Source organism: Sphingomonas cavernae (genome assembly GCF_003590775.1).
Taxonomy (GTDB): Bacteria; Pseudomonadota; Alphaproteobacteria; order Sphingomonadales; family Sphingomonadaceae; genus Sphingobium_A; species Sphingobium_A cavernae.
In genome coordinates this window covers 782855-796022 of the sequence record NZ_QYUM01000004.1, presented here as the reverse complement: position 1 = coordinate 796022, position 13168 = coordinate 782855, and the positions used below count along the sequence as shown (strand labels likewise).

13 protein-coding genes and 1 tRNA gene are annotated in these 13168 nt (G+C 64.5%); 2 read left to right on the top strand and 12 right to left on the bottom strand.

Annotated features, from left to right (window positions below; genetic code table 11):
* Positions 1 to 127 precede the first annotated feature (127 nt).
* The gene (locus tag D3876_RS19100; protein ID WP_220475490.1) at positions 128 to 877 is read right to left on the bottom strand and encodes an SDR family NAD(P)-dependent oxidoreductase; all 750 of its coding nucleotides are present in this window, start codon (positions 875 to 877) and stop codon (positions 128 to 130) included.
* A gap of 72 nt (positions 878 to 949) precedes the next feature.
* Positions 950 to 2221: a cytochrome P450 gene (locus D3876_RS19095; protein ID WP_119765208.1), complete on the bottom strand. Its 1272-nt coding sequence runs from the start codon at positions 2219 to 2221 to the stop codon at positions 950 to 952.
* Between the two features lie 331 nt (positions 2222 to 2552).
* Between D3876_RS19095 and D3876_RS19090 the strand changes: the two genes are divergently transcribed.
* On the top strand, positions 2553 to 2828 hold the full coding sequence (locus D3876_RS19090; RefSeq protein ID WP_119765206.1) for an HU family DNA-binding protein: 276 nt from the start codon (positions 2553 to 2555) through the stop codon (positions 2826 to 2828).
* Positions 2829 to 2914: 86 nt separating this feature from the next.
* Here the strand turns inward: D3876_RS19090 and D3876_RS19085 are convergent, their stop codons facing one another.
* The 8 genes from D3876_RS19085 to D3876_RS19050 form a co-directional block, all read right to left on the bottom strand.
* A complete protein-coding gene (locus D3876_RS19085; protein WP_238475450.1) occupies positions 2915 to 4081 on the bottom strand; it encodes a hypothetical protein in 1167 nt (388 codons plus the stop codon).
* Positions 4082 to 4259: 178 nt separating this feature from the next.
* Positions 4260 to 5012, bottom strand: a complete 753-nt coding sequence (locus D3876_RS19080; RefSeq protein ID WP_119765202.1) for a creatininase family protein — start codon at positions 5010 to 5012, stop codon at positions 4260 to 4262.
* A complete protein-coding gene (locus D3876_RS19075) occupies positions 5009 to 6568 on the bottom strand; it encodes a benzoate-CoA ligase family protein (RefSeq protein WP_119765200.1) in 1560 nt (519 codons plus the stop codon). The genes D3876_RS19080 and D3876_RS19075 overlap by 4 nt, the downstream gene beginning before the upstream one ends.
* Complete coding sequence (locus D3876_RS19070; RefSeq protein ID WP_119765198.1) at positions 6561 to 8942, bottom strand: oxidoreductase; 2382 nt, start codon at positions 8940 to 8942, stop codon at positions 6561 to 6563. The genes D3876_RS19075 and D3876_RS19070 overlap by 8 nt, the downstream gene beginning before the upstream one ends.
* Positions 8939 to 9358, bottom strand: coding sequence for a RidA family protein (locus tag D3876_RS19065; RefSeq protein WP_119765196.1), 420 nt, complete (start codon positions 9356 to 9358; stop codon positions 8939 to 8941). Before D3876_RS19065 ends, D3876_RS19070 begins: the two co-directional genes overlap by 4 nt.
* Before the next feature lie 2 nt (positions 9359 to 9360).
* Complete coding sequence (locus D3876_RS19060; protein ID WP_119765194.1) at positions 9361 to 10170, bottom strand: enoyl-CoA hydratase family protein; 810 nt, start codon at positions 10168 to 10170, stop codon at positions 9361 to 9363.
* A 13-nt stretch (positions 10171 to 10183) separates the two neighbouring features.
* Positions 10184 to 10750 (bottom strand): MarR family winged helix-turn-helix transcriptional regulator, encoded by a 567-nt coding sequence (locus D3876_RS19055; RefSeq protein WP_119765192.1) that lies wholly within the window; start codon positions 10748 to 10750, stop codon positions 10184 to 10186.
* Positions 10747 to 11481, bottom strand: a complete 735-nt coding sequence (locus D3876_RS19050) for an SDR family NAD(P)-dependent oxidoreductase (protein ID WP_119765190.1) — start codon at positions 11479 to 11481, stop codon at positions 10747 to 10749. The genes D3876_RS19055 and D3876_RS19050 overlap by 4 nt, the downstream gene beginning before the upstream one ends.
* Before the next feature lie 266 nt (positions 11482 to 11747).
* Between D3876_RS19050 and D3876_RS19045 the strand changes: the two genes are divergently transcribed.
* The gene (locus D3876_RS19045) at positions 11748 to 12578 is read left to right on the top strand and encodes an outer membrane beta-barrel protein (protein WP_119765188.1); all 831 of its coding nucleotides are present in this window, start codon (positions 11748 to 11750) and stop codon (positions 12576 to 12578) included.
* A 21-nt stretch (positions 12579 to 12599) separates the two neighbouring features.
* Here D3876_RS19045 and D3876_RS20550 read toward each other — a convergent pair whose 3' ends face one another.
* Both D3876_RS20550 and D3876_RS19040 read right to left on the bottom strand, forming a co-directional pair.
* Entirely contained in the window at positions 12600 to 12758 is a 159-nt protein-coding gene (locus D3876_RS20550; protein WP_182912072.1) for a hypothetical protein, read from the bottom strand.
* Positions 12759 to 13028: 270 nt separating this feature from the next.
* Positions 13029 to 13102 (bottom strand) — tRNA-Gln (locus D3876_RS19040).
* Positions 13103 to 13168: the final 66 nt, after the last annotated feature.

The window sequence follows — 13168 nt, the reverse complement described above, 5'->3', positions numbered from 1 at the left end:
CTCCGCGCGGAATCGAATGTAACTGAAAAGACTAAGGGCAAGACCAGGTCGGCCGCGCGGTTGCGCGCCACGTCTGCAGTTCATGTGTTTCGCCCGAACCTTCATGCCCGAGGCGCTTGCCTCACAATTACATATAGATTCCGCCGTTCACGTTGATTTCCTGCCCCGTGATGTAGGATGCCTTGTCCGAGCAGAGGAATTCGCAGGCGTCGGCGATGTCGTCGGGCGTTCCGGCGCGCGCGATCGGGATGTGCTGGGCGATGACTTCGATGGGCGGAACTTCGCCTGCCGCCACGCCCTGGCGCGCAAGGGGCGTATCGACCAGCGAGGGCGGGATGGTGTTGGCGGTGATGCCGTGCCTCGCCAGTTCGCGCGCGAGCGCCTTGGTCAGCCCGATCACGCCGCCTTTCGAGGCCGCGTAATGCGCGCGGTCCGATGCGCCCCATTGCGCGGCATTTGAAGAGATCGTGACGATCCGGCCCCATTTCTGTTCGATCATGTCCGCAACGGCCGACTGGATCGTGTGGAAGACGCCCGTCAGGTTTACGTCGATCATGCGTTGCCACGTCGCGAGCGGCATTGAAGCGAAATCCTCCGCTCTGGAGATCCCGGCGTTGGCGATCACGATGCTGATCGGGCCAAGCTCCCCCCTCACCGCGGCATAGGCGGCGTCGACTTCCTCCCGGCGAGAAACGTCGACCTTTCGCGTGAATATCCGTGCACCGCTCGCCCGAAGCGCAGCACCTTCCCGCTCCAGCGCGTCTTCCTGCACATCGAGCATCGCGACGGGATGACCGTTCTCCGCGAAGCGCTTGCTGATGCCGAGACCCATTCCCGACGCTCCGCCCGTCACGACGACCACATGTTCCACGCCCATCCGACCCTCCAGCCCTTGTGCAAAATGAAGCGCTCGTCGCGCCAGGTTAAGCCGAACGGCGCCGGCGGTCGTTCAGTTCGGTTTCAGCTTCAGATGCATCCCGGAAAGCCCGCGGATGATGAAGCTGGGTTCATAATCCAAATTCCTGCTGCCGGGCGGCCCGTGCACCGCCGCGTTCAGATCGATCTCCGACGTGTGCTCGATGAATTTTTCGAGGATGACGCGGACCTCGACGCGCGCCAGCGGCGCGCCCGCGCAGACATGCGCGCCGCGACCAAAGGCAAGATGCTCCCTGATTTTTGGACGATCGAGTACGAGCGCTTGCGGATCCTCCCAGCGGCGCGGGTCACGATTTGCCGCAGCGAGCGCCAGCATCACCTTGGTGCCGACCGGAATCTCCATGTCCCCGATACGCGTGTCCCTCCGCGCCAGACGCGCCGTCATCTTCGTCGATCCCTCGAGGCGGAGAACCTCTTCGAGCAATTGGGGGATCAGCGTGGGGTCGGCGCGCAATTGCTGCTGCAGGCCGGGCTGATCGACGATGAAGCGCATCGTGTTGCCGAGCAACTTGGCGCTGGTGTCCTGCCCCGCGGCGAACAGGAAGGTCGCGAGCCGAACGATTTCCAGAAGATCGGGCGTCGAACCATCGGGGTAGGTCGCGTTGGCCAGTTCCGAAAGGACGTCGTCGCGCGGATTGACGCGACGTTCCTGCACATATCGGAAGAAATAGGTGCCCATGATGACGAGCGGCTGGTTCTGCTGCGCGAGGTCGTCGGGATTGAGGCTGCCAGCGCCCACGCCGGCCTCGATTGCGTCCATGAAGAGCTGGCGGTCATCGGCGGGGACGCCGAGCAGATCGGCGATCACGAGCGTTACGAAGGGGGTGGCGATGTCCTTGATAAGCTCGCACCCGCCCTTCGCGACCGCGTCCCTGACGAGCTGGTCGGCGTAGTCGGCGATGAATTGCTCATTGGCCTTGAGCCGGGACGGCGTGAACAGCCGATTGAGCATCGAACGCGACATGGTGTGCTGTTTGTCGTCATAGGCGACCAGCAGGTCGCCGCCGATGAAGCTGGTACGGTGCGCCTCGATATCGGCGGTGATGTCGGCATTGCCCAGCTCGAAAGGCAGCGCCGCCGCCGGACCCTGCGGAGCGATGGCCGAGGAAAAATCACTGGTGTTCTTCAGAACCTCAAGCGTTTCCTCGAAGCCAGTGACGACCACGATGTCGCGGTCGGGCAGCCGATAGATCGGGCCTTTGGCGCGGATGGCTTCGAAATACTGATAGGGATCCTTCAACACCTCGTAGTCGGTAAAATAGTCACGCTCTGCCATGGTTTGCATTGCTGGTCTCCGCGTTCAGCGACTGGGTTGGGCTCAACCCGAAAAAGGCCTTGAGCTGGTTGGGGATATCCGAACCCGGCGCTGAGATGTTTTATGATACACAGTGGATCGTAACGCGCGCGACCTTCCTGCGTCAAGCCCCGGGCGACCAGTCGCATTCCCGCCGCAATGCCTGATTCACCGCTCCGAACCGCCGCGCTGCCCCCTGTCCGCGAACGGCGCCAATGCGACATAGGCCCGTTCTGCATCGTCGAATGACGATTGACGACCGAAGCGCGCATTTCTAGGCCGCGGCACGGCGCCAGCTTTTTGGCGCGAAACGGAGAAACTCATGAACAACAGCGATCTTGCCGAGATCATTGGCAACGCAAACGGCCTCACCAAGGCGGATGCCAAGAAAATCGTCGACGGTGTATTCGGCGCGATCGCCGAGGCAGCGGCCAAGGGCGAAGAAATCTCGCTGCCCGGCTTTGGCAAGTTCAAGGTCAAGGACAGCCCGGCGCGCGAAGGCCGCAACCCTGCAACGGGCGAAGCCATGCAGATTGCAGCATCGCGCAAGCTTGGCTTCTCTGCGGCCAAGGCGCTGAAGGACAAGCTCAACGGCTGATCCTGGAAGGGGGCTTGACGGCCCCCTTCTTCACACCGCTTTCGTGCTCCGCAGCCAAGGTGCCTGCGCGATGATCCGCGCCACAATCAGAGCAGCAATCCCTTCAGCTCCGCCAACACAACATCGATCGGCATCGAGAGAAACATGGCCGGAACGAACGGCGCCAATGTCATGCCAAGAAGGATAAGCACGCTGCGGACATCGATCGGCACAAAGCGCATGGCATAGACATTGCCGACGACCTGATAAAGGTCGGCCGCGGCGGAGAAGTCGGGCGCGGACAACATCTCGTGATGGTCGGCTGCCTCGCTTTTCAGCCATTGGCGCTCGAACTGCTTGCCCAGTTCCGTCCCCAGCGCGCCATAGGCCATCGAACCAAGTCGCCAAGTCTGCATCAGGCGCGCGCTGAAGACGAGCAACGGCCCTGCGCACAGGATCATGACGAGCAACGCCACGCCGCCAATAAGCAGCCCATCCGTGTAGCGGGTCGCGAGGCCGTTGAGATGGACATAGGTGAAGCGCCCCGCAGCGATCGCTCCAAGTGCGGTGCCGAGGATCGCGAAAGCTCGTACCGATTGCGTGAGAAATCCCACGCCGCCCGCCTGATCCGGGTGGGCAGCGATCAGGCGCAGATCAAGGCGTGCGGTTCGATCGAGGAAATGCACCCAAAGTATGATGCGCCATGCCCAGCCCAGCAGCAGCGCGAGCAGCAAGGGTACGCTGACCAGCACGTTCCACCAGCCAGCCACCGAGAGTGAGCCATCCGCCAGCCTTTGCCAGGAAAACAACACGCCTGCAGAAGACGCGCCGATGAACAACAGGAATGTTGACGCATAGGCGAGCAGAATGACGGCAGCTTCCGCCCACGCCGAATTGCTCAGCCCGCGAATGCGTTCGACATTGTCCGCGAAGCGATCCTGATCGGCCGGGCTCAGCAATCCCGATGCGAGAAAATGGCGCGCGATGATGTCGAGGCGGCGTGCGCAGACGGTATGCGCCATGACGAGCAAGGGAGCCGCTACCGCAAGACGGGCATGGGTCGCGATATCGTCGACGAAACTCGACGGCGAACCCGGCGACCCGAACAGCACGACGAGCAGCCCCAACGCGACCCATCCCAGCAGCAACACGACAAGCGCCCGTATCTTTGCATTGGGGAAAATTGGCGCGGGCAACCGTGCCAGCGCCGTCAGCCGGAGGGGTGGGCCGGCTTCAAATAGCGGCGTGTCCCAGATCACATGCGGTTGAGGCACAATTGATTTCCCGAGCTGCCTTCACGATTGCAGGCATGAGCCTGACCGTGTCGGAGATGCAGGGCAATCCGGTTTTACCCTGACCCGCGACGGTTAAAATCCGGGCATATCGGCAATGGGCGGCGGCTGGAGCCGGGATATGATCGTGGTAGCCAGCGCCGCAGAGTGAGGCAGCGCGCTACGCGAGAGCGAGTGCCTCGTGAACGGCGTTTGCAAGGGCCTCCGCCATCCGCTCGAAGCTTTGCTCGCCTTCCGCCGCCGTCGCGGACCGCGGGGCGCCGAAATAGGCGTGTGGTCCGCCGGCCTCAGCGAAGCTTGTCGCACCGCGCGCAAATGCCTCGACGAGGCTGGACGGGTTTTCTTCGAGCGCGCTGCGCCGGCTTTCGTCGACGAGCTCGGGCCGATCGGCCATCACCAGGCTCGTCTCGAATTGTCCGGCATGACAGGCGCCTGACACGAATTCCTCGGTCAACCGGCTTGCCAGCGCGCGGCGGGTGAAGTCGGGATAGGCCACCGCGAGCCCAAGCGCGCCGATCTCGGCAGCCGCCTCGCGCAGCATTGCGACATTGGCGGGATCGAAATGGCTGTTGGCGATGGCGAGGCAGGCGAAGCCCTGTTCGCGCAGGGACTTGGCAATGTCGATCAGCACCGCCTTCGCGGCCGCGGTGCTGATCGAAATGGTGCCCGCGAACGCTGCCGCATAATTGGCGGGCGCAAAGGCAAGCGCGGGCAGGACGAAGGCGCGAATGCCTTGCGTCTCGAGCATGGCTGCGGCGCGATCCGCCATGCCGTCGCTGATGATGACGTCGGTCGCCAGCGGAAGATGTGGACCATGCGCCTCGACCGCGCCGCACGGCAGGATGGCGACAACGGGCTCGCCGGTCGCCAGCGCGTCGCGAATGGCTGTCCAGGGCGCGTCGCCGAGCTTCATGCGACGCGCGCCTTCAAGGCCTTGCGGTCGATCTTGTCGCGATCATTGCGTGGCAGCGCGGCGTCTGCGAACAGAATTCGGTGCGGCGCCTTGTATCGGGCGAGATGCTGTCTCGAAAAATCGATCAACTCTGCCTCCAGCGTGCCGGATTTCTCGATCCCGGCCTTGAGCACGACGATGGCAACGGGCTTTTCGAGCCCGGCAGCGTCCTTGCGGCCCACGACGCAGCATTCGCTTACGGCTTCGTGCCGCGTCAGGCAGTTCTCGACCTCGATCGGGCTTACATAGATGCCGCCGCTCTTGATGAGGTCGTCGCCGCGCCCTTCATAATGCCAATAGCCATCGGCGTCTTGCCGGAACTTGTCCCCGCTCACGATCCACCCGCCGCGCAGATGCTCCTTCGATTTGGCGTAGTCGCCGTGATAGTAGAGCGCGGCGGAATCGCCGCCGATCCAGAGCGTGCCGATATCGCCCTGCTCGACGGGCTGGCCTTCGTCGTCGATCAGCCGCGCCTCATAGCCGGGCACGAGCCTGCCGAGACTGCCGGGGCGAATGTCGTCGGGGCGGTTGCTGATATAGATGTGAAAGCTCTCGGCGCTGCCGATCCCGTCGATGATGGGGACGCCGAAGGCGCGGTCCCAACGTTCGTGGAGCTCGCGCGGCAGCGCCTCACCCGCGCTCCACATGAAGCGGAGGCTCGACAGGTCGGGGCGCGTGCCATCGGCTTCGAGCATCTTGTTGATGAGCGTGGGGACGTTGGTGAGGATCGTCGGGCGGTGGCGCTCGATCTGGTCGAAGAGGCACTGGGCGGTGGGGGGATCGCGGAAGAGGATGGTGGTTGCGCCGACCGCGAAGGGGAACATGAGGTTGGTGCCTGTCGCGTAGCCGAAGAAGAGGCGCGGACCCGAGAGCGTCACATCGTCCTCGTGGACGCCGATGAAGCGCCGGGCGTAGACTTCGGTGTTGTAGGCGAAATGGAAATGGCAGTGGACCGCGCCCTTGCTCTGTCCCGTCGTGCCGCTGGTGAAGAGCCAGACGGCGGGGTCGTCCTTGCGCGTGGGCCAAGGCTTGGTGCCCGGCGCGATGTCGCGCGCGAGCCAGTCGTCAAAACCGGCGAAGGTTGCGTCCTCGCCGACGAGGATGACGTTGCTGCCGTGGCGGGATTCGGCTGCCGCGGCGCCGAAGGCCGCGAGGCTCGCCTCGTCGATGAAGGCGAATTGCGGCTTCACATAGCCGAGATAATAGCGGTAGTCGGTTTCGGGCAGCAGCGGGTTGATCTGGGTGACGACCGCGCCCGCCTTCAACGCGCCGAACCATGCATAGACGAATTCGGGGCAGTCGCGCATGCAGAGCAGCACGCGTTGCTCGGGGAGAAGGCCGTCGCTGAGCAGGCGGTGCGCGACGCGCTCGACGTTGCGCGCGACCTCGGCATAGGTGATCGTGCGGCCCTCGAACAGGATTGCGGGCTTGTCGCCGCGACCGGCCTCCAGATTGGCGAACACGAAATAGTCCGCCATGTTGAACGCATCGGGAAAGACCGGCGCGCCTTCATCCATAGAGCTTCTCCTCGGGGTCTGCGGCGCGCTGGTCGTGACGGCGGACGGGACGCGCTTTGGCGTTGAGCTCGGCGTTCTTGTCGTTCGCCTTCTGGGCCTCACGGTAGAGCTGATATTCGGCGGTGCGCATCTGTTCGGGCCAGCCGAGCGGGACGCCGCAGGCGCTCCGGACCCCGTAATGCCCGGCGGCCTGGCGCGCGAAAAAGGGATCGTTGAGCATCGGCCGCGCGAGCGCGCAAAGGTCGGCTCGACCGGCGGCGATGATCGTGTTGATCTGTTCAGGCGACGTGATGTCTCCGACCGCGATCGTGGGGATTCCCGCGGTCAGGCGGATATATTCGGCAAAGGGCGTCTGCCACATGCGGCCATAGACGGGTTTCTGCCACGGCACCGTCTGGCCCGACGAGGCGTGGATGATGTCGACGCCCGCCTGCTTGAAGGCGCGGCAGATCAGGGTCAAGTCTTCGAGCGGCAATCCGCCTTCGGCCCAGTCGGCGCTTGAGAGGCGGACCGACATGGGGCGATCGGCGGGCCATGCCTCGCGCATCGCCATGAAGACCTCGAGCGGGAAGCGGACGCGGTTCTGCACGCTGCCGCCGTAGGAGTCGCTGCGCCGGTTGGTGAGCGGGGAGAGGAAGCTCGCCAGCAGATAACCATGCGCCGTGTGCAGCTCGAGCCAGTCGAAGCTCGCGCGCGCGGCGCGACGGGTCGAGGCCACGAAGCTGTCGCGGATCTCGTCCATCCGGGCGCGGTCGAGCTCGATCGGGATGTCGGAGATATTGTCGAAATATGGGAGCGGCGAGGCCGAGTAGATCGGCCAGTTGCCCGACTCCATCGGCTGATCCATGCCAAACTCGGGCACCTTGGTGGAACCCTTGCGGCCGGCATGGCCAAGCTGCATCGCGACCCTGGCCGGGGTGGTCGCGTGGATGAAATCGACGATGGCCTTCCAGTCCTGCTCCTGCGCGTCGCTCCACAGGCCCGTGCAGGCGGTGGTGATGCGCGCATCGGGGGTGGGGCAGGTCATCTCGGTGAAGACGAGCCCGGCGCCGCCGAGCGCGCGCGACGTGTAGTGCGTGAAGTGCCAGGGCGTGATGTCGCCCTCAACCGCGCTGTACTGCGCCATCGGGGCCATGACGACGCGGTTGGGGAGGGTGAGGCCGCGCACGTCGAAGGGGGTGAACATCGGCGTGGGGCGATCGACCGACGCGTCGCGGCCGGTCGCACGCCGGTAGCGCGCGTAGAACTCGTCCTCGACCTGGGTGAGGAAGGCCTTGTCGCGCAGCGCGATATTGTCCCAGGTGAGCGCCTTGGCGCGCGACATCAGCGAGAAGGCGAATTCGAAGCGCTCCTTGCTCCAGTGCCTGGGCAGGTCCTCGAACCAGCGGAGCGAGACCTGCGCATTGTGTTGCGTGATCTCGACGGGGGTTCGGCGGGTGCGCTCATAGTCGGTGGTGACGGCGTCGAGGTCGGTGCCATTCGCGACCACGCCGTCCGAGAGCGCGGCCGCGCACTCCATGGCGAGCTTGGTGCCCGAGCCGATCGACCAGTGCGCGGTCGCCTTGGCGTCACCCAGCAGCACCATCTTGCCGAGCCGCCATGACGCGCAACTGATCGTGTGGAAATTGCGCCAGATCGAGCGATTGGTGATGAAGGGATGGCCCGCGAGCGGCTCGGCGAAGATGGTCTCGAGCACGCGCGCGCTTTCTTCCTCGCTCATATGGGCAAAGCCATGCGCGTCCCACGTCTCGGGCGTCGTCTCGATCACCCAGGTCGAATGGCCGCGCTCATATTGATAGGTGTGCGCGCAGAAATGGCCCTTGTCGGTGGCCACGAAAAAGAAAGTGAAGGCGTCGAGCGGGCGGCTGGAGCCGAGCCAGCAGAATTTGTTGCGCGCCTCGATCGCGCGCGCGCCGAAGGCCTCGGCATGGTGCGCGCGGACGGGGCTGTTGGCGCCGTCGGCTATGACGACGAGATCATGGTCGGCGAAGCGGGTTTCGATCCCGGCAGGGTCTATCCGCGTCGAATAATGAAGGTTGACGCCGAGCGCGGCGCAGCGGCGCTGGAGCAGCCCCAGCAAGGTCTGGCGCGAGCAGCCTGCAAAGCCGTTGCCGCCGACCGTGGTGCGGTTGCCCTGATGGTCGACGATGATGTCGTCCCAATAGGCGAAGCTGGCGCGGATCATCTCGTAGGATTCGGGGTCGGCGCTCAGGAACTCGTCGAGCGTTTCGTCGGAGAAGACCACGCCGAAGCCGAAGGTGTCGTCGGCGCGGTTCTGCTCATAGACGTGGATCTCGCAGTCGGGCAGCCGCTTCTTGGTCAGCAGCGCGAAATAGAGCCCGCCAGGCCCGCCGCCGATGACCGCGATCTTCACCGGTCTTCCTCCGGCACCACCGCGGTGGTCTCGATCTCGATCCTTGCCGCGTCCTCGACCAGCCCCTTCACTTCGACCACCGCCATGCAGGGGAAGACCTTGCCCAGCACCTCGCGCCATGCCTCGCCGATCGCGGCGCGACTGGCGGCGTATTCGCGCTTGTCGGTGACGTAGCAGGTCATGCGGACGATGTGGGCGGGCTCGGCGCCGCCCTCGGCGAGGATGGCGCGGGTGTTGATGAGCGCCTGCCGGAACTGACCGGCAAGATCGGCGTGTTCGAAGATTTCGTCGGCGCTCCAGCCGATGACGCCCGCGGTGAAGACCAGCCGCCCGCGCGCCGCGATGCCGTTGGCATAGCCTTTGGGGCGCGGCCATCCGGGGGGCTGGAGGATCGTCCGGTCGGGGCTCTCCACCATGATCAGTCGCCCTCGAACACGGGTTGCTCTTTGGCCGCGAAGGCGCGGTAGGCGCGCTCGAAGTCGCGGGTCTGCATGCAGATCGCCTGCGCCTGCGCCTCGGCCTCGATCGCGGTGTCGAGGCTCATGTCCCATTCCATGTTGAGCTGGTTCTTGGTGATGCCGTTGGCGAAGCTGGGGCCTGCGGCCAGTTTCCGCGCCGCGTCCATGGCATGGGATTCGAGCCTGTCGGCGGGCACGACGTCGTTGAAGTAGCCCCACGCTTTGCCCTCTTCCGCGGTGAAGCTGCGGCCGAAGAAGAGCAGCTCGCTTGCGCGGCCCTGGCCGATAATACGGGGAAGGATGGCGCAGGCGCCCATGTCACAGCCCGCGAGCCCGACGCGGTTGAAGAGGAAGGCGGTCTTTGCCTCGGGGGTGGCGTAGCGAATGTCCGAGGCCATGGCGATGATCGCGCCCGCACCGACGCTGACCCCGTCGACTGCGGCGATGATCGGCTGGGGGCAGCCGCGCATGGCCTTTACCAGATCGCCCGTCATCCGGGTGAAATCGAGCAGCTCAGGCATCGACATCTTCGTGAGCGGCGCGATGATGTCGTGGACGTCGCCGCCCGAGCAGAAATTGCCGCCCTGGCTGCCGAACACGACCGCCTTCACGGACCTTGCGTAGACCAGCGCGCGGAAGGTGTCGCGGAGTTCGGCGTAGGACTGGAAGGTGAGCGGGTTCTTTCGCTCGGGGCGGTCGAGCGCGATCCGCGCGACGCCCCGATCGAAGGTCCAGCTAAACTCGCTCGGGCTGAAGGTTTCGGGGTTCATGCGGCTTCCTTGCCTAGATCTGGCGGTACCCCGGCGAAAGCCGGGGTCCAGGAGTCACTGGGTGCTGCGACCTGCCACCCTGGACCCCGGCCTTCGCCGGGGTACTCGAAGGCGGGGTCGGCCCTTGCGGAACTGGCTCAGGACCGATGCTCGGCGGCTCGATCGCCGCGAGCAGCGTGCGGAGCTGGGCGATCTCGGTGGGAGCGAGCCGCGAAAAGGCGTCGTCGATCCAGCGGCGGTTTTCCTCGGCCATCGCCGCGAAGAGCTGCCGGCCCTTGGTCGTAAGGCGGAAGATCGCGACGCGGCCGTCGCGCGGGCTGACCGTGCGCTGGACGAGCCCGGTCTGGATCAGCGGTGCGGTAACCTGCGTGGTGTTGCCTTCGGTGACCTTGAGATATGCGGTGAGGCCGCCCGCGGTGAGCCCTTCGTCATCGGCGCGGTCGAGCGCGGCGAGCACGTCGAAGCGCGAGATCGAGGTGCCGAAACGCTGGCGGAGGCGCGTGTCGACGCCCTTCTTGATTGCGTTGGCGGTGCCGAGAAGGTGGAGCCAGGCGCGCAGTGTATCGCGATCGTCGGTCATGCGGTTTCTCCGCCGTCGATAGCGATCGCCTGGCCGTTGACCGAAGCGGCCGCATCGCTCGCCAGCCAGAGCGCGGCGCCCGCGACCTCCTCTGCGGCGACGAGGCGGCGCATGGGGTTGGCCTTGGTGAAGAAGCTGGCGGCGTCTTCGGCTGACCGACCGGTTCTGTCGACTACCTTGTCGATCGCGTCGCGCAGCATCGGCGTGTCGGTATAGCCCGGGCAGATCGCGTTCGCGGTGACGCCGGTCTGGGCAAGCTCGAGCGCGAGCGAGCGCACCAGTCCGAGAGCGCCGTGCTTGGCGGCGGCGTAGGCTCCGGCATAGGCATAGCCTTTGAGCGCGGCGGTTGATGCGACGGCGATGAAGCGGCCCCATCCGCGTTCGATCATCGGCGGCACCGCTGCGCGCGCGCAGAGCCAGACGCTGGTCAGATTGAGGTGCAGCATGCGCTCCCAGTCTTCCCGGCTGGTCGTGAGGACGGGCGCAGTCACGACCCCGCCGGCATTGGCCACGAAGATGTCGATCGGCCCGGCGGCGCGCAGGGCCTCTGCGACCGCCATTTCGTCGCAGACGTCGAAGGCGAGGTGCGCGAAACCGCTTGCTTCCAGCCGTGCGCTGTCGCGGCCCGCGATCATCACGTCGTGGCCCGCCGCACGGAAGGCGCGGGCGATGGCGAGCCCGATTCCCGTCGCGCCCCCGGTCACCAGCACACGTGCAGGCTGCTGCGTCATAGTCCAAGGTTATTTTATTTTAGGATTAAAGCAATGGCTTGATTCAAAGGGAAGGAAGATGGGTTGCATGCCTGACCCGGTGCCATTCTGAATGAAGAAAACGCATTGGCCCGGCGCAAAAAAAACGGGCGGAAGTCAAGACGTAGGGGTTATTTTTCCGGCTTTTAGAATGGGTCCGTTCTTGATAGCATCCGGTACCCGAAGGGGTCTTGCGTCGGCGGCCAACACCGGACGTAGATAGACGCGGCGTGCAGGGGAGACGACCGATGATCGTATTATCACCCAGAAATCTGACGACAGCTTTCGCGCTCTGCGCCGCGTTTCATGTTGCCCCGGCGAATGCGCAGGCGCTGGAAGATCGTTTCTGGCTCGAGGCGTCGGCCTATTTCCCCAAGGTCGATACCGATGTCAGTGTCTCTTCCAATACCGCCAACAACATCGGCACGCAGATAGATCTCGAGTCCGACCTCGGCCTGGACGATGATTCGACGCTGCCGGCTTTTTTTGCGGGAGTCCGCATAGGGGGCAATTTCTCGATCGGCGCGGAATATTATTCGCTCGGGCGCGACGGGACGGTCGATCTTGCCCGCGACATCACCTTCGACGGCGTCACCTATCCGGCTGCGGCGAGCGTCACCAGCAGTTTCAATACCGATGTGTATCGGCTGACGCTCGGCTATGCCTTTGTCCGGAATGACAATCTCGAAATCGGCGGAGCGCTGGGGCTTCACGCGACCGATTTCGAGATCCAGCTTGAAGGGACGGGAAATGTGGGGAATACGACAGGGCAGTTCCAGTCACGCCGCCGCTCGGTCCTCGCGCCCTTGCCCACGGTCGGGCTGTTCGCGACATTTGAGGTCGCGCCGAGGGTGACGCTGAACGGACGCATCGACTATCTGTCGCTGAAGATCGACGACTATGACGGTCGTCTGATCAACTCGCAGGCGGCGATCATGTATCGCGCGTTCAAGAATGTCGGCATCGGCGCGATGTACCGCTACGTCGACTATCGCGTCGATGTCGAGAAAGCGAACTGGCGAGGCCGCGTGGCTTACGAGTTCAAGGGACCGGCCATCTTCCTCCAAATCGGATTCTAAGCGGCAGTCGCCGGCCTTCGGCTAGTGCGCGGCGATCGACGTTCCGGAATAATGCATGGCCGGTGCTGCCGACGCGTCGGGCGCGAGCAGATTTGTGCCAAGCAGCACCGATGCGGTGCCTACGAAACCGATCGCCGCGCGGCAAATCGACGTACGCGTCCATCTCGACAATTTTTCCATTTCCGCTCTTCCTCCAGCATCATTGGCAACCGGGCATTGCCCGCCGATGTCGATGGCATCCGAACGAGGTAGCAAGCGTGGTACTCACCGTTGGAATTGGGCCGCACTGCATCTCATCAGTGGCAAGTCCAGGCCAGTCCCCCTTCCGCGACGGTGCGGGGAGGCCCGCGAAATTGCGGAAAATGTGAAGGAAGCTGCGCAGCGCGAATGGAACGGCAAAGAACGCCGTGCGCGACATTGTGCGACAAACCGCTGACTTGAAGGAAACGCTGGATGCCCCGCGAGGATTCGAACCTCGATTGACGGAGTCAGAGTCCGTAGTCTTACCTTTAGACGACGGGGCAGTGCGGACGCGCGAAATAGGCGGCTCGTCGCGCGCTGTCAACGCCGCCTTGCAGTAAATCCAACCT